This is a genomic window from Candidatus Pelagibacter bacterium nBUS_44 (assembly GCF_051200895.1).
Lineage (GTDB): Bacteria > Pseudomonadota > Alphaproteobacteria > Pelagibacterales > Pelagibacteraceae > Pelagibacter.
On sequence record NZ_CP172838.1, the window covers coordinates 703,021 to 720,051 of the forward strand.

22 protein-coding genes and 1 tRNA gene are annotated in these 17,031 nt (G+C 32.1%); 19 read left to right on the forward strand and 4 right to left on the reverse strand.

Annotated features, from left to right (window positions below):
* Position 1 precedes the first annotated feature (1 nt).
* The 19 genes from ACIJYB_RS03960 to ACIJYB_RS04050 all read left to right on the forward strand — a co-directional run bounded on the left by ACIJYB_RS03960 (position 2) and on the right by ACIJYB_RS04050 (position 13,230).
* Positions 2-2,893, forward strand: coding sequence for a hypothetical protein (locus ACIJYB_RS03960; RefSeq protein ID WP_435149973.1), 2,892 nt, complete (start codon positions 2-4; stop codon positions 2,891-2,893).
* A 58-nt stretch (positions 2,894-2,951) separates the two neighbouring features.
* Positions 2,952-5,903: a hypothetical protein gene (locus ACIJYB_RS03965; RefSeq protein WP_435149975.1), complete on the forward strand. Its 2,952-nt coding sequence runs from the start codon at positions 2,952-2,954 to the stop codon at positions 5,901-5,903.
* A gap of 1 nt (position 5,904) precedes the next feature.
* The gene (locus ACIJYB_RS03970) at positions 5,905-7,287 is read left to right on the forward strand and encodes a hypothetical protein (protein ID WP_435149977.1); all 1,383 of its coding nucleotides are present in this window, start codon (positions 5,905-5,907) and stop codon (positions 7,285-7,287) included.
* 27 nt (positions 7,288-7,314) lie between these two features.
* A complete protein-coding gene (locus tag ACIJYB_RS03975) occupies positions 7,315-7,641 on the forward strand; it encodes a hypothetical protein (RefSeq protein WP_435149978.1) in 327 nt (108 codons plus the stop codon).
* Positions 7,642-7,653: 12 nt separating this feature from the next.
* A complete protein-coding gene (locus tag ACIJYB_RS03980; RefSeq protein WP_435149979.1) occupies positions 7,654-8,535 on the forward strand; it encodes a hypothetical protein in 882 nt (293 codons plus the stop codon).
* Positions 8,536-8,548: 13 nt separating this feature from the next.
* Positions 8,549-9,058 (forward strand): hypothetical protein, encoded by a 510-nt coding sequence (locus ACIJYB_RS03985; protein WP_435149981.1) that lies wholly within the window; start codon positions 8,549-8,551, stop codon positions 9,056-9,058.
* A gap of 12 nt (positions 9,059-9,070) precedes the next feature.
* A complete protein-coding gene (locus ACIJYB_RS03990; protein WP_435149982.1) occupies positions 9,071-9,400 on the forward strand; it encodes an XkdW family protein in 330 nt (109 codons plus the stop codon).
* A gap of 3 nt (positions 9,401-9,403) precedes the next feature.
* Positions 9,404-10,258 (forward strand): hypothetical protein, encoded by an 855-nt coding sequence (locus ACIJYB_RS03995; RefSeq protein WP_435149984.1) that lies wholly within the window; start codon positions 9,404-9,406, stop codon positions 10,256-10,258.
* A 1-nt stretch (position 10,259) separates the two neighbouring features.
* Positions 10,260-10,520, forward strand: coding sequence for a hypothetical protein (locus ACIJYB_RS04000; protein WP_435149986.1), 261 nt, complete (start codon positions 10,260-10,262; stop codon positions 10,518-10,520).
* Positions 10,521-11,000 carry a hypothetical protein gene (locus ACIJYB_RS04005; protein ID WP_435149988.1) on the forward strand — a complete coding sequence of 160 codons (480 nt, stop codon included), beginning with the start codon at positions 10,521-10,523 and terminating at the stop codon, positions 10,998-11,000.
* On the forward strand, positions 10,997-11,248 hold the full coding sequence (locus tag ACIJYB_RS04010; protein ID WP_435149989.1) for a hypothetical protein: 252 nt from the start codon (positions 10,997-10,999) through the stop codon (positions 11,246-11,248). Before ACIJYB_RS04005 ends, ACIJYB_RS04010 begins: the two co-directional genes overlap by 4 nt.
* Position 11,249: 1 nt before the next feature.
* A complete protein-coding gene (locus tag ACIJYB_RS04015) occupies positions 11,250-11,486 on the forward strand; it encodes a hypothetical protein (RefSeq protein ID WP_435149990.1) in 237 nt (78 codons plus the stop codon).
* 8 nt (positions 11,487-11,494) lie between these two features.
* The gene (locus ACIJYB_RS04020) at positions 11,495-11,890 is read left to right on the forward strand and encodes a D-Ala-D-Ala carboxypeptidase family metallohydrolase (RefSeq protein WP_435149992.1); all 396 of its coding nucleotides are present in this window, start codon (positions 11,495-11,497) and stop codon (positions 11,888-11,890) included.
* The gene (locus tag ACIJYB_RS04025; protein WP_435149993.1) at positions 11,891-12,250 is read left to right on the forward strand and encodes a hypothetical protein; all 360 of its coding nucleotides are present in this window, start codon (positions 11,891-11,893) and stop codon (positions 12,248-12,250) included.
* Positions 12,250-12,378 (forward strand): hypothetical protein, encoded by a 129-nt coding sequence (locus tag ACIJYB_RS04030; RefSeq protein ID WP_435149994.1) that lies wholly within the window; start codon positions 12,250-12,252, stop codon positions 12,376-12,378. The genes ACIJYB_RS04025 and ACIJYB_RS04030 overlap by 1 nt, the downstream gene beginning before the upstream one ends.
* Complete coding sequence (locus ACIJYB_RS04035) at positions 12,375-12,542, forward strand: hypothetical protein (protein ID WP_435149995.1); 168 nt, start codon at positions 12,375-12,377, stop codon at positions 12,540-12,542. The genes ACIJYB_RS04030 and ACIJYB_RS04035 overlap by 4 nt, the downstream gene beginning before the upstream one ends.
* Complete coding sequence (locus ACIJYB_RS04040) at positions 12,539-12,724, forward strand: hypothetical protein (RefSeq protein ID WP_435149997.1); 186 nt, start codon at positions 12,539-12,541, stop codon at positions 12,722-12,724. Before ACIJYB_RS04035 ends, ACIJYB_RS04040 begins: the two co-directional genes overlap by 4 nt.
* Before the next feature lie 11 nt (positions 12,725-12,735).
* Entirely contained in the window at positions 12,736-12,957 is a 222-nt protein-coding gene (locus ACIJYB_RS04045; protein WP_435149999.1) for a hypothetical protein, read from the forward strand.
* Positions 12,958-13,154: 197 nt separating this feature from the next.
* Positions 13,155-13,230: transfer RNA gene (locus tag ACIJYB_RS04050), tRNA-Asn, on the forward strand.
* A gap of 71 nt (positions 13,231-13,301) precedes the next feature.
* On the opposite strand, the gene ACIJYB_RS04055 is transcribed toward ACIJYB_RS04050, so the two are convergent.
* The 4 genes from ACIJYB_RS04055 to ACIJYB_RS04070 form a co-directional block, all read right to left on the reverse strand.
* Positions 13,302-13,673, reverse strand: a complete 372-nt coding sequence (locus ACIJYB_RS04055; protein ID WP_435084876.1) for a helix-turn-helix domain-containing protein — start codon at positions 13,671-13,673, stop codon at positions 13,302-13,304.
* A 197-nt stretch (positions 13,674-13,870) separates the two neighbouring features.
* On the reverse strand, positions 13,871-14,605 hold the full coding sequence (locus ACIJYB_RS04060) for an amino acid ABC transporter ATP-binding protein (RefSeq protein ID WP_435150000.1): 735 nt from the start codon (positions 14,603-14,605) through the stop codon (positions 13,871-13,873).
* A 3-nt stretch (positions 14,606-14,608) separates the two neighbouring features.
* Entirely contained in the window at positions 14,609-15,880 is a 1,272-nt protein-coding gene (locus ACIJYB_RS04065) for an amino acid ABC transporter permease (protein WP_435150002.1), read from the reverse strand.
* Between the two features lie 2 nt (positions 15,881-15,882).
* Entirely contained in the window at positions 15,883-17,025 is a 1,143-nt protein-coding gene (locus ACIJYB_RS04070; RefSeq protein ID WP_435150004.1) for an amino acid ABC transporter permease, read from the reverse strand.
* Positions 17,026-17,031: the final 6 nt, after the last annotated feature.

Genomic DNA, 17,031 nt, shown 5'->3' on the forward strand with positions numbered 1-17,031 from the left:
TATGAATGATTTAATTGATAATGTTTATTTGCCTGACTTTGATAAAAGAAAAATCAGAGATAGTGATGCTTACAAATTATTAAAAGATAATAATAAAGATACATCTATTCTTGAAGGATATGAGAATACAGAAAATATTGAGCCAATAGACTTTCCAGTTTTTAATACTGAAAGTGATAAAGTAAAATTTGTAGAAGAGAATGCTACCTCAACAGCATCTACTGCTAAAGATTATCTTGAGACTTTTGGAAATTTTTTAACAGATGAGACTGAAGATTTAGTTACTAGCTTGCAGCTTGCAGCTGTGAATGGTGCAGATGTTGCTGTTAATCTAATGCCTCTTGCTTACAAGATGTTTGAGAGTGCTCCTATCGCAACTGCATTACCTAAAGAATTTTTTAACCAAGAAACTGAAGGAGATGTTATGCGTATTGCTCAACATTTTTCAGAAAATATTGGAGAGTACAGAAAACATTTATTTGAAAAACAAAAAGATAATGGATGGGTAAAAGATATATTAAGTCTTGTTGTTCAAGATAGTGCCTACTCTATTCCAGCATTTAATATGATGAGAAAAGCTGGTGTTCCTAAATATCCAGCATTCTTTCTTTCAGCTGCCTTTGGTGCAGTTGGTGTAGAAAATGTAGATAGAGATGGAGACAAAACTTACTTTGCTCCTTTTCAAAAAGATGTTCAAGAACTTAAAAGATTAATTGGAATACTACCAGATACTCCAGCTGATAAGATAGCAGATGAAGTGCACCAGGCATTAGAGTATGGAACTTTTGGAGTTGCTATTCCTGGCATTATAGATGCGTTTAAATTTATGAAGCAATATCTTCCTAAATTCTCAACAGTAACTGGATCAACTGCTGCTGTTGTTGGTATGACTGCTGACAATGAAGCTGAAGGATCTCCAATTAAAAGTATTTTAAAAGCTGTTGATAATGCTCCAATATTTAAATCAGCTGTTGTAGATGCAGCAGATAAAATTCCAACAGTTGGTAGTGGAGAACAAATATTTAATACAATTAAAAATACATCTGGTGTTAAAGAAAGTGAATTGAAATGGATGGACCTTGAAGGATTTTTAAAAGGTAAAAACAAAGTAAGTAAAGATGAAGTTTTAGAATATATCAATGCAAACAAAATAGATGTTGCTGAAGTTACAATGTCATCTAGTTCAAAAAAAGGTTTGCCAGATGATTTTAGACAAACAATAGATGAATACGAAACTAGATGGAGAGATAGTGATTTAGCAGATGGTGTAACTCCTAACTATGATGTTTATAAATTTAAAACTACAACTTATAAAGATGCTGATTTAGTAAATGGTTTAGGAGAGCCAACTCAAGCAAGTGCGAGAGCAAATGCTTCTAAAGATGGTTTAGATGTTCAAGATTTAAAAGGAGACTTTCAATCAATGAATAGAAATCCTTTATTACAAGCAATGGATGCAGATGCAGAAATATTTGGAACTGGTACTCCATTTAAAATGATTAAATCTATGCTTACTCCTTGGATGGATGATACAACTGGAAAATATACTGGTTATGTTGTTGATCTAAAATTTCCTATAAGAAAAGGTAGTCTTAATAAAAAAGATCCAGACTATGATTATTTTTTAATAAGTGGAACTAAAAATAGAGTTCTTGTTCCAGAAGTTAGTTTAGACAGTATAGGAGAAAAGAACTTTACAAGAATTTCTAAATACGAAATAGATGAGCTTGAATTAGAAAGATTTAATATAGAAGATGACATTAGACAATTTAGATTAAGTAATACAGATGGAAGTCCAAAATATGAAAAATATACTTCTGCTGGTGGAACTGATTATACTGAACTTGCTTTTAAAATAAAAAATAAAGAAGGAACTACTCCAGCAATTCTTGAAGGAGAATTTGGAACACTTGGAAATAATAAAGTTAAATCAGCTCAAAAAACATCTGTTAATTTTACATCTCCTCATTTTAACAAAATGAATGAGTTTGCTCATGTAAGGTTTAAAACAAGAACTTTAGATAATGGTAAGAAGGTTTTAGCTGTTGAAGAGATGCAATCAGATCTATTACAAGCATCCAAAACAGAGTTATTTTCTAGTGCTAACAGAGCTACAATGAATGCTCCAGGTGGAGATAAAGTATTAAAAGACTTTCCATTTAAAAACAGTTGGTATGAGTTCACTATTAAAAGATTAACTAGATATGCTGCTGATAATGGCTTTGATGCTGTTGCAATTCCTAAAGGTTCTTTAGCCGCTAATAGATATGGTCAATCAATAGAAAAATTAAAGAGAATTGAAGTAGAGCCATTTGATACTAATGCAGAAATCTTAAAAGATATTGAGGAAGGTGGAGAATTTGTAAATAGATCAGTAGAACCTGGTTTTGTTGTTAAATTTCAAGATGAAAAAGGCGAAATATTTAAAAGAATAAATGTTTTAGACTTGCCTGGAGATACTGGTTTCTTTGAGAATATGAAATTAGTTTTAGAACCAGGAAAAGAAGTAAGCTCTAAAAATTATGCAGAAATACAACAAATGATAATAGATGCTACTGATACACAACAGTTTCAGTTTAGAGAATTAGATAAAGTTGAAATTGCTGGAAGTGGTAAAGGTAAGTTTGAATTGTATGACAAAACTATTCCAAGCTACATGAAAAAGTATGCGAAGAAATGGAATGCTAAAGTTTATGATTACAGATTAAGTAATCCAGAAAATCCAAGCATACCAGTTACAGTTTTAGAATTATCAGATGAGATGAAAGTTGGAGTACAAAGTTCTAGTCAACCTCTGTTTGAATTACTTGGTGGAGTGAGTTTATCATACTGGGGAGCTCAAGCAGTATCGGATAGTATGGAAAACAATATTATTTCACAAAAGACAAATTAATAGTAATAAATAAATAGCTTCAAATATTTATTTTCAAAAATCACAGGAATAAAAAAACATGGTAGTTAAAGCTATAATTAATGCCATTGGTAAAACTAATAAACCAAAAAAGTTTCCAATAGGTACAGAAAAATTTACAAAACAAGAAAGCAAAACTTTATTAGAAGAAGCTCAAGGTAAAATTGAAAAGATACAATCTGGAGAAGCAAAGGCAATAGAAACTATAAGTAGAGGAGATGATTATTTAAGTGTTAAAACTTCAACTATTGCTCCTAACTTACAGCCAAAAAAAGTTAATTATAAAGTATCAGCTCCAAAGTCATCTTCTAAAAAAGCAGTTGATGAATTTTTAACTGAAGAAGAAAAAGTTTTAAAGAGTGCAGACTTTGATGGTAACGAAAGCGATATTTTAAATTTTAATAAAATACAATCTAGTGATGATGTATTAGCTGGTATTAGAGTTCTTGGTAATCAATATTCTAAAAGTATTAAGAAACAAACTAGAGGTGTTGTATCTTGGAAGGAAACAAACGAACTAGCAACTTTATTAGGTAATGATCCAGATACTTTAGTTGCTAATTTTTTAAAATTAAATCCAGGAAGTGCTTTAAATGCACATGAAATTAAAGCTGCAAAAAACTTATTAATTACACAACATCAGAAATTACAATCATTAAGAACAAAATTATTATCTGAAGGTGGAGACAATACTTTAAATGCTTTAGAATTTGCTAGACAACATGCTTTAACTGCTGAATTAACTAAAATTTATAAAGGTGTTCAAACAGAAACAGCTAGAGCTCTTAACATTATGAAAGAGCCTAATAACACCAGTATTATTAAGAACATTAATTTAGATCAGTTAAATAGAAAAAACATCCTAATGAATTTAGGAGGTAAAGAACAAATCATAAAGATTGCTGAACTTTATGGAGAAACTCCTGGTCTAGTAAATAAGATTAAATTTGCAGAAAAAAGTTTTGGCTCAAAAACTTCAGATGCTTTAGTTGAAATATTCTTAAACAATATTTTGATTGGTCCAATGACACATGTAAAAAACATTGGTGGTAACTGGATTTATAAAGCAATGGAACGAACTGAACGAAAAATTGCTGCTAGAATGTATGGTGGTTCGACTATTGATAGTGTTGCTGAATACGAGGATGTGGCTGCTGCTTTTGGAGAACACCTTGCAGCAACTAATATGTTCAGAGCATTTAGTCAAAAATGGAAATCAGTAAAACCTTTAGCTTCTAATCCATTAAAAACTTATAAGAATGCTCCAGGTGTAGAAAGTCAAATTGCTGGAACTAAATTTGAAAGTCCAGTTAATGCTTTTTCTTCAGATGCTTTTGGAGTTGATAATAAAAGTGTACTAGGAAAGTTTATAGATGTTAGCGGAAGAATATTAACTGTTGATAGACTACCTTATAAATTTTTACAAAATGCAGATAACTATTTTAAAAACTCTGCATATCAAAGTGAACTTTATGCTTTAGCTTTTAGAGATACTCTTAAACAAATTAAGATGGGTAATCTAAATAGAAGTAAAGGAGCAGATTATTTAGCAGCTTTAGTTACTAATCCAGATGAGACTATGACAAAGCTTGCTTTTGAAGCGGCACAAAGAAGAACTTTTCAAACACCATTGAGTAAAAGAAATGATGTTGTTGGAGACTTAACTGGTGCTGTACAAAATTTAAAAAATGTTAAAGCTTTAAATCCAATAACAATTATATCATCTCAATATTTTACTTTCTTGAGAACTCCAGGAAACATTGCTGGTGGAGTTTTGGAAAGATCTCCTGGTGCTAATAGAATTTTAAGAAGCCATAGAGAAGCTTTAAAAAAAGGTGGAGCAGATGCTGAAATAGCAAAAGCTAAATCTGTTATGGGATGGGCTTTCATGGCAACCTTTATACCATTAGGTTATTTTGGAACTTTTCATGGATCAGATCCAGATGTAAGAGGAAGAAAAAAATACGAATTAAAAAAGGCTGCAAACAAACAACCAAAATCTTTTAGATTTCATAATTTTTTAACAGATGAAATACAAGAATTAACTGGTCTTACTGGATCTAAACTTCAAGTAAGTTTAAATGGTTTTGAGCCAGCTATTATGTTAGCTGCAATGGCAGCTGATATAGGAGCTATCATTAATAATATGCAAGAAGATTTTTCTGGATGGGAAAATATTCATAAAGAATTTTACGATTTTCTAACTGCTTATGCTGTGTCTTTTGGAGACAATCTTTTAAATACAACAGTTCTTAATGGTGCTGGAAGATTATCAGATCTTGTTTCAAATATGAAGATGAGCAATACCAAAAGTGAAGTTATAGCGAAAGAAGGTAAAAAGATTATTAGTGGAATGGTTCCATTTACAATGTTGCTTTCATACTTTGATGATCTTGGATCAGAAAAAATTGAAACAGAAAATTATGGTTTAGTTAATAAGGATGATTTTAGAAAACTAAATATAGAGTTTTTATCAATGATCCGAAAAAATATACCTGGTTTGGAAAACGATCTATTTATAGATAGAGATTGGTTAGGATTACCAGTTCCAAAATTTGGTTTTGTATCTTCTATGGAAGAGCATCCAGTAAATGTTGAAGCTGCAAAGGTTGGTTACAGTCCAATTAAACCAAGAAAAAAAATGATGGTTACAGCCTACTCTATTGAAAATGAACAGTTAGCAGCTAAACTAGATTATGGCATTCAAGTTAATGTTCCATTGAAAGAAAATGAATATGCAATTTATGCTTATCTAGTTGGAAATCACATTAGAGCAGATCTTACAGTTTTAATTAATTCAGCTGATTACATAAATGAAGTAGATAAAACAGCAAAATTAGAAAGCTTTAAAGATGCAGTTGAGATGGCAAAAATAAACGCAAAAGAAGATTTTAAAAATACTGATCTTTATGCAGCGATTGAAGCAAGAGCAGAAATACAAGCAACCGAAAAATGGATGAAAAAACAAGGAGACCTAAAAGGTTTAAATTAATATGACAATATCGACTACAATTATTAAAAGCAGTTATTCTGGAAATGGCTCTACAACAGCCTTTACTTATAGCTTTAAAATTACTGACCAGGATGACATTCAAGTAATTATTAGGTCTGCAAATGGTACTGAAACTGTAAAAACTTTAACAACACATTATACAGTTAGTGGAGTTGGTGGAAATTCTGGAACTGTAACTTTTACATCTGGCAACATACCAGTTTCTGGAGAGACTGTTGTTTTAAGAAGATCAACACCTAAAACTCAAGCTATGGATCTTATAGATAATGATCCTATGAGTGCTGACACTATTGAAACTGCACATGATAAGGTTGTTGCAATTACTCAAGAGTTACAAGAACAGATTGACAGATCTTTAAAATTATCAAGAACAAATACAATGACCAGTACAGAGTTCACTAACTCTGCTACAGATCGTGCTTCAAAAATTTTAGCCTTTGATAGTGCTGGAGAAATTAGTGTTACGCAAGAGCTGGGGACATTTGTTGGAAATTGGTCTGCTTCTACAAGTTACAATGCTAGAGATATAGTTAAAGATACCTCAACAAATAATATTTTTATCTGTACAACATCTCACACATCAAGTGGATCTCAACCATTAACTACCAACACCGATAGTGCCAAGTGGTCCTTATTGGTTGATGCTGCTTCTGCATCGACTTCAGCTACTGCTGCGGCTGCTAGTGCTACCGCTGCTGCCAGCTCTGCGACTGCTGCTGCTTCGTCTGCATCAACTGCTTCTACTCAAGCATCTAACGCATCGACTTCAGCTTCAACAGCTTCGACACAAGCCAGTAATGCTTCAACGTCTGCAACCAATGCCGCCTCTTCGGCTACGTCTGCTGCATCATCGGCTACATCGGCAACCAGTTCAGCATCGACTGCTACCACTAAAGCTTCAGAGGCTAGTACCTCTGCGACTAATGCTGCTTCATCGGCTACATCCGCTTCAAGCTCTGCTTCGACTGCTACGACTAAAGCATCGGAGGCAAGCACATCGGCTACCAATGCTGCAAGCTCTGCATCAACCGCTTCTACGCAAGCTACCAATGCCGCTTCTTCAGCAACGACTGCTTCTACTCAAGCTACCAATGCTGCTTCATCTGCGACCGCTGCTGCAAGTTCTGCAACCGCTGCCGCTAACTCTGCTGATGCTTTTGACGATGTTTATTTAGGAACTAAATCATCTGATCCAACTCAAGATAATGATGGAGATGCTTTAGCTGAAGGTATGCTTTATTTTAATTCATCAACTAACAGACTTAAATTTTATGATGGATCTGCTTGGAACAATGTTGAAGCAACAGATACATCAAGCTTTGCAACAAATGGATTTGCTATTGCAATGTCAATAGCTCTTTAACAATAACAACAATAGGTAATAAATAATATGGCTCAAAACTTTAGACGATATACTAGTAATGATGTTGGAACATCGGCTGCAACATTATTTACTGCAAACAGTTATGATACTGTTGTCGGTATTTCAGTTGCCAATATAACTACATCAGCAGTTACTGCATCAGTTTATATAAACGATGGTTCAAACGATATTTACTTAATTAAAGATGCACCAATACCAAGTGGTTCATCATTACAAGTATTAGATGGTGGAGCTAAATTTGTAGTTCAATCTGGCGATGCTTTAAAAGTTATATCAGACACCGCATCATCTTTAGATGTGTGGGTATCAGCAGTAGATGCAATTAGTACATAAGGAGAATAATCAATGCCTTTTATAGGAAATCAACCAGCGGAAAGTTACGCAAGTTTTGAGAAACAAGTTTTTACTATTGTAAATTCTCAAACTGCATACACTTTAAGTCATAGTGTCGTAAATGAAAACGATATTAGACTTGTAGTAAATAATGTAGTTCAAGAGCCTGGAAGTGGCAAAGCTTATACTGCATCTTCAACTACTCTTACATTATCGGCTGCGTTAGTTAATGGCACAGATGAAATGTACTGTGTGTTTTTAGGCAGAGCTTTACAAACTGTTAATCCTCCAGCAGCTAGTGTTGGAAACTCACAAACTGCACCTACAATAATTACTGGTCAAACTGCTGAAACTTCTATCGCAACAGATGACACAATATTAATCCATGACACATCAGCTAGTGCATTAAGAAAAATGACTAGAGCAAACTTTGTATCTGGTATTGGTGGTGCTAATACTCCTAATTTTCATGTAACTAGAAGTGGAAATCAATCTATTTCAAACAACACTGCTACAAAAATTCAATTCAACGCAGAAACTTACGATACTGGTAATGCTTTTGATAGTTCAACAAATTATAGGTACACTCCTCAAACAAGTGGCAAATATTATTTATATGCACACATTTATATAGCAAATGGTTCTTCAGCAACCATGTCAGAGTATGCAATAAGGATTTATAAAAATGGATCATCAATAGCTGGAAATTCTTTAGACCATAGAACAGGTACACTTGGTTATAATTTTGCTGTGCCTTTGGTAACTGTTGTTGAATCAAATGGTTCATCAGATTATTTTGAGGTTTTTGCAAATGTAAATTGGGGTGGAGGTTCTCAAAATATTATGGGATCTGCTTCACAAACTTTTTTTGGTGGATACAAAATTATAGAATAAGGAGAAATAAATTATGGCAATAGATAAAATACAATCAGAATCAATTAACCTTGCAGATACCTTTGCATTTACAGGAACTGTAAGTGGTGCTGGTGGAGATATGAAACCAAATTTTCATATAGGTCAATCAGGTGGACAAACTATTTCTAATAACACAGTAACTAAAATGACTTTTGACACAGAAATTTTTGACGCTGATAATGTATGGGATACAAGCACAAACAAATTAACTTTACCAAGTGGTAAATTTTTAATTAACTTTTTTTGTACTCATTATGGTTCATGGTATTCTGAAGGTGGAAACATTTATATTTATAAAAATGGTTCACAAGAAATGATGCCTTTTTCAGATAGACATAAAAATGCAGAATTACCAAATTCACATCATGCTTCTTTATGGGGAAGTGCAATAGTTCAAAGTGATGGAGATGATTATTTTGAATTTTATTTTTGGGGTTTAACTGACACAGGTAGCAATACTGTTACTTATAAAAAAATACAAGGTTTTAAAATAATAGATTAAGGAGGACAAACTATGGCAAATCTATCAACTAAAATTAAAATGTACTGTGATGCAAATGGTGTATCAGAAGTAGATTTTTTAAAAGATGTTATGTTGCAAGACGATAGCGATGGTAATGGTGCTTACATTAAGGAGTGGAATTTAGATATTGCACAACCTAATGATGCACAATTATCAGAACAAGAAACAGCAGCTAACACAGAAGAAGCCAATAATGTTGTAAGAAGTACAAGACGTACAGCTTATGGCAATATTGGAGAACAGCTAGACGAAATCTATAAAGATATAGATGCTTGGAAAGCTAGAATTAAATCAATTAAAGACGCAAATCCAAAAGGTTAATTAATGGCATATATCGGTAGAGATACAGACAAGATAAGCAATGTAGAGGTACTAGATAACATCACATTTGATGGCAGTTCTAGCTACACATTACAAAAGAGTAGTGTAAATTTTACTCCATCTAGTGCGAATACATTATTAGTTAGTATTGATGGTGTAGTTCAAGCTGGGAACTTTACTGTTTCTGGTTCAACAATAGATTTTGGAACAGCAGTTGCTGGAACTTCTACTTGCAATTTTGTATTACATTATGGAGTTGGATTAATTACAGCACCTAGTGATGGCACAGTTACTGCTCCAAAACTTGGAGCTAACTCTGTTACAGCAGCTAAATTAAATAACGATATTATTTCTGGTTCTACTGAACTTGCTTCTGAACCAGCAGATACAGATGAGTTCTTGGTTTCAGATGCTGGAACATTAAAAAGAATTGATTACTCATTGATTAAAGGTGGTGGAAAAGTTTTACAAGTTGTTCAAGCAACATCAACTGGTGGCTCTGATACTACATCAACATCTTATGTTGCAACAGCATTAACTGCTGCAATTACTCCATCAAGTACATCTAATAAAGTTTTAGTTTTAGCTTGTGGTAATGCAGCATCTTCTTCTACTGCTGGAAAAGGAATATATTCAATTTTAAGAGATACAACAGAAGTAACATCTGGTTCATTTTTAGCAATTTTAGACCTTGAAAACAACGAAAATACTATAGCCATAAATTATTTAGATAGTCCAAGCTCAACATCAGAAATAACTTATAAAGTAGCTCACAAAAGCAATAATTCTAGTCGTACCTCAAGATGGAATAAATCAAATGGAACAACTGTTATGGTTTTAATGGAGGTAGCAGAATAATATGACAGATATAATTAAAGCAATACAAAAAATAAATCCTAATGCAGAAGCAACTGTAACAGATAATGATATTAATAAAATTACTTGGCACAATGGAACAACACCTATTCCTAAAGCAGATATTGAAGCTATGATACCAACAGTAGAGCAAGAATTAAAAGATGCTGAAACAAATGCAGAAACTAAAAAAGCATCTGGCAAACAAAAATTAAAAGACTTGGGATTAGATGATGACGAAATCCAAGCATTGATAGGAGTATAAATGGCAATAATTAAACCAAACAATAATACAATATCAGCTATAACTGCTTTACCAGCAGCTATTTCTACTGGTAAGGTTTTGCAAGTTTTACAAGATACTACTTCAACACAAGTAGATACTACGTCTACAAGTTTTGTTGCTGGTGGGTTAAGTCAAGCCATAACACCATCATCAAGTTCTAATAAAATTTTAATTATTTGTTCATATACTATGAGCCAAATTAATAGTGGAAAAAACTCTATATGTTCTATTTTTAGAGATAGCACAAATTTAGATGGTGGAGATTTAGGTTTAGGTAGATTAAGAGCTGATACTGCAAATTTATATTCAAGACAAACAATATCACTTTTAAATTCGCCATCAAGCACTTCAGCAATTACATATTCGTTAAAACTAAAATGTTATAGTTCTAGTTCTGATGCAAGACTTCATCAAAATAGTAATATAGGAAGTTTAACATTAATGGAGATAGCTGGATGATTATAGAAGCAATTAAAAAAATAAATCCTAATGCAGAAGTTACTGTAAGAGGAGAAGATATTAATAATATTGAATGGCACAATGGAACAACACCTATTTCTAAAGCTGACATAGAAGCTAAAATGGCAGAGTTACCTACTGCTGAAGAAGAAGCTACTGCAAGAGAAAATTTAAAAGCTAGTGCTAAAGCTAAACTAATAGCTGGTCAACCATTAACTGCTGAAGAAGCTAGCACCATAGTTTTCTAAAATGCCTAAAAAGAAATCTTCTTCATCACTTGCTCAACAAAGTGTAGGCATAAGACTATCTTCACATGAAAAGATATGCTCTGAAAGAATGAGTAATTTAATGACTTCAATAGAACGATTAGAAAAAAAAGTAGATGCTTTGCAAGACAATGTATCTAAAGGCAAAGGCATAGTGGCTGTCCTAGTATTCCTTGGATCAGTAGCTGCTGCTTGTATCGGTTATCTAAACATAAAATAGGAAATCAAATGACAATGATAAGAGAGCCAGGCGACTGGCAAGAGGATTGGTGTAACTTTAAACCAGATGAATTTAGGTGTAGTTGTTGCAACAGATTAGAAGTTGCATCTGAATTATTAGATGTATTACAAAAAGCTAGAAATACTCTAGGACCATTAACTTTGACCTCTGCTTATAGATGCAGCGATCATAATAGTAAGGTGTCCTCTACTGGTCTCTCTGGACCTCATACGACTGGTTTTGCGGTGGATATACATGTCTCTAATTCTCAACATAGAAAACTATTAATATCTTATTTTGCAGACAAAGTTTCTGGATTAGGAATTGCTAAAACTTTTATCCATATAGATTTATTAAATAATGATCTTGGCTTTGATGCCAGACCTAATTGTTGGTTATATTAAATGTGGTTTGCTTTACTTAAAAATCCGCTAACAAAACTTATAGCTGAAAAGACTATTGGAGCTGTTACTCATAAATTAAAGAAGGATGCTATTTTAAAACAGAAAGAGTTGGATCATGCTCAAAATGTAGATGTTCAATCTATAAAATCAGCAGATCAAACATGGCGTGATGAATGGCTTTGTGTGGTTTTTAGTTTAATCTTCATTGCACACTTCATAGGTCCGTTACAAGAATATATGCTGCGAGGCTGGGAAATCCTGGAGTTAGCTTCAGACTATTTCTGGATAATTATTTTAACAATAGTTGGTGGATCTTTTGGATCATCTGGAATTACTAAATTTCTTAAAAAGAAGAAGTAATGGCTAAACAGAAGTTCGTTAGCTTCACACCTAGAGAGAAGCCTCCGAAAAGACCAAGAGTACACACAAAAAGTGTCAATAAAAGAAAACCAAATCAAAAACAAAAATACAGAGGTCAAGGAAGATGAGAGATACCAAGCTACTGGACAGCTTTAAGAAGCGAATAGAAAAAGAGTTTAAAGAAAAAAACCTATTTAAGAACTTGAGAAAAGAAGTTGAGATTGGTGCTAATGGTACTCAACAATACATTATTAAGAAAGGCATCAATACTGGCAAAGTTGCTGCCAAATGAAACGTCAACACAATACAATGATAATAGGTTTATTAGGTTCAATCCTATTAGGTTTATCAACTTATGTATTGATGACTATTGTTGAGCTCCAGGTTCACATTGGTATGCTTACAGAAGAGATTATGAGTATCGATAAACAGATCGGTAGAATTTATAATCACATGGACCGATTAACAAAATAACTATCAACTAAATGCGAAAAAGTAAGAAGCTAGTAATAGCTGTTAAGTGCGATCATTGTAAAACTGAAACTGAAAGCTTTGTTTGTGATGCTCAAGGTTTAAGGTTTTGTAGAATACAAACTCCAGGCTATCCACCAGACAAGGATTGCCAGGCTGAACATACAAGGAATAAAAATGTACAAAAAAAAGAAAAAAACAAAGGCTTATTCTCACAAAAAGAAATCAGCTTTTAAGAAAAAAAAGTAATACACCTCTAAAAAGAATCTAAAATAGCGGTGCAATAACTATATAAGATTTTCTCATTTCATGTTATAGAGTAAATAACTTGGAGCTGTGATTTGGTTTTATAGTTTAAAACTTGCACCATTTTTGCACCGAAAGTTTTTGACAAAAATAATTATATGAAATAAGTATTGCTTGTCTTGAACATTCCTCGGTAGCTCAGTTGGTAGAGCAGTTGACTGTTAATCAATTGGTCGTAGGTTCGAGTCCTACCCGAGGAGCCAAAAAAACTCAAGTATATTTAAAAATAATAATTATTTATTAACTTAATTATAGGGCCTTAAATAAAATGAAATTATATTGCTTTAGAAATAACTGTTCCTGAAATTTGTAAAGATTTATTAAATTTTAATTTCTGATCAGCACTTAGTTCTGAATATAACTTTGTTAAAAAATTATAATTAACATTCATGTGACCTTCTTGTGATTTTTCTAAATTAATTAAGTATTCTGAAAAATCTTCAAAGAAATAATTGATCGGAACTTTTAAATAATTTGATAATTGAAGTAATCTAATTGAACTTACTCCATTAGTTCCTTTTTCATACTTTTGAATTTGTTGAAATGTTACGTTAATTGCTTTTGCCACTTTAGTTTGAGTTAAGCCAAGTGCTAATCTTCTAAGTTTAAGCTTGTTACCTAAATGTTTGTTGAAATTATCTTCCATTAAGACCCCTCTTAATTAAATTTTAAAAACATATTGAACAAACTTATTATGGATCCTGCAATAGAAAAATTTATTTATTTTAGTTAAAAACATTAGTAAATTCTAAAGCTGTCAAGCTTAAGATGGCAAAAAAACTAATATAATTTATATATAATTACTTGACTACAAATCATAAATTTGTGTCTATTAACAAATGTTTATAAAATTTGGCTTAAAAAAAGCTTGGTTCTATCACTCTTAGGGTTAGCAAAAAATTCTTTTGTATCAGCTTTTTCTACTATCTTCCCTTCATCCATAAATATCATACAATCAGCAACTTCTTTAGCAAAACCCATTTCATGAGTAACAACTATCATAGTCATTCCTTGTTTAGCTAGATCAACCATTACATCTAGTACTTCTTTAATCATTTCTGGATCTAATGCTGATGTTGGTTCATCAAATAGCATTATTTTTGGCTCCATACAAAGTGCTCTGGCTATAGCCACCCTTTGTTGCTGTCCTCCAGACAATTGTCCAGGAAATTTTTGAGCTTGATCTAAAATTTGAACTCTCTCTAGGTGCTTAAGAGCTAATTCCTCTGCCTCTTTTTTGGGCATTTTCTTAACCCATATCGGAGCTAAAGTGCAGTTATCTAAAATCGATAAGTGAGGAAATAAGTTAAATTGCTGAAACACCATTCCAACCTCTGCTCTAACTTGTTCAATATTTTTTGTATCTTCTGAAATTTCAGTTCCATCAACTATTATATTACCTTCTTGATGCTCTTCTAATCTGTTTATACATCTTATTAATGTAGATTTACCTGAACCAGATGGCCCACATACAACGATTTTCTCTTTAGCTTTTACTTCAAGATTAATATCTTTAAGAACTTGGAAATCACCGTACCATTTATTTACATTTTTAATATCTATAATTGAATCTAACATATTTTATCTATCTGTTTTAAATTTTAATTCTAATTTTTGACTATATTTACTCATACTGTAGCAAATAATCCAGAATATAATTCCAGCAAACACGTATCCTTCCATTGAAAAACCAAGCCATTTAGGATTTGTTTTTGCTAAATTTAACATTCCAACTAACTCCAACAAACCTACTACAAAAATTAATGGAGTATCTTTTACCAAAGCTAAAAAGGTATTAGCAATTCCTGGTATTACTAGTTTAAGGGCTTGTGGCAAAATAACTAATAGGTGAAGTCTCCAATAACCCATACCTAATGATTTAGCAGCATCATACTGTCCTCTTGGTAAGGCTTGTAAACCACCTCTAATAACTTCTGCAGTATATGCAGCTTCAAATAATGTTATAGCAACAATAACTCTAATTAATTTATCAATATAAGTACCGTCCGGTAAAAACATCGGAAACATAACTGCCGACATAAATAGTACTGTTATTAATGGTACACCTCTCCAAAATTCAATAAATGATAGTGACGAGTATTTAACAACAGTTAAATCTGATCTTCTACCAAGTGCTAACATCATACCAATTGGAAAACAGAAAATTAATGAGAAAAATGAAACAATAAAGGTTAAAGATAGACCTCCCCAAGCTCCTGTTTCAACCCATTCTAAACCAAATTCTCCTCCAGAAATTAAATAATAAATTAAAAGAAATGAAATTATGGGTAAAAAGACAACATAATAAAAAGTTAGATACTTTTTATATTTTAATGGAAAAAAATAACCTGCTCCCATTAATCCTAAAACAATAATAAATGTTGCATTAACTCTCCATTGTTCGGCATTGGGATACATGCCATACATAAATCTATTGAACCAAGTTTTTATATAAACCCAGCAAGCGCCACCACCTGTACATGCTTCTTTGTTGTCACCAACAAATGTAGCATCTAGAACAAACCAATTAAGTAATGGTGCCACACTAAAAATTATCAGTATAATTATACTAATACTTAAAGCTGCATTAAAATTACTAGTATTAATATTCTTATTAAGTTCATCTAATAATTTTATGCCAGAAAATTCAATTCTAATAAAATAAAGTCCAATCATTCCAAAGATCAAGGGTGTAAAAAAATTGATAAAACCAGGTAAAAAACCAGTTATATTTTTTTCATAAAAATTATTTAAAGAAAAATCAAAAATACCTAAAACAAAAAATGAAGAACCTAAAACTAAAAATAAATTTAGATTTTCTTTATTAGGTTTTAATAAACTTACATTACTCATAATTATTTTTCCTGTATCGCAATTCTTTTGTTGTACCAATTCATAAATACCGAAATTACTAAACTGATTGTTAAATAAGTGGCCATTGTAATTCCAACTATCTCTATTGCTCTTCCTGTTTGCATCATTGCAGTTCCAGCAAACACTAAAACTAAATCAGGGTAAGCGATAGCAGCTGCTAAAGAAGAGTTCTTTGTTAAGTTTAAATATTGGTTTGTTGTTGGAGGTATAATAATTCTTAAGGCTTGAGGCATGATTACAAGTTTTAAAACTTGGTTAGGAGTTAATCCTATTGATGCTGCTGCTTCTTTTTGGCCTTTACCAACACCTTGTATTCCAGCTCTAACGTTTTCAGCTATAAAAGTTGCTGTATATAAAGTTAAAGCCAGAGTTAACGCTATTAACTCAGGAGGTATACCAACACCGCCTTCAAACGTAAATGAAGTTTTAGCTAATTGTTTTAGTTCTGGAAAACTCCAAGACAAATCAACACCAATTAAAAAAGTTACTGCTGGTATCAATATAAAGATTCCAAATGAAATCAAAAATTTAGGGTATTGTTTTCCTTCTTCTTCTTGTTTTTTTTTTGCAAATCGATTGAAAAAGAAAATAATTATTAATGAAAAAATTAATGCTATAAAAAAAATATCAAAATTATTCCAAATAGGAGCTAAAGTATAAAAGCCTTTGATTGTCATAAAAGAAGATCCTAATATTTGAGGAGCATCTTCTGGCATAGGTAAAGCTCTTAGTGCTGCAAAATACCAAAAAAATATTTGTAACAATAAAGGAATATTTCTAAAGAATTCTATATAAAAACTGGCAGTTTTTCTGATTAAATAATTAGGTGAAAGTCTAGCAACACCTACAACTGTTCCTAAAAGAGTACAAAGCACAATACCAATAAAAGATACAAGAAGAGTATTTAGTAAACCTACTAAATAAGCTCTACCGTAAGATCTTGAACCATCGTAATCGATTAGTGAAAACTGGATATCAAATGAAGCCTCTTGTTTTAAAAAACCAAAACCAAACTCAATACCACGAGTATCCATGTTCTCTTGAGCATTCATGGTAAAAAATCCAAAGATTAAAACTATAAATAATAGAGTTAAAAATTGAGGTAAGATTTTTTTAAATTTCATCTAGTG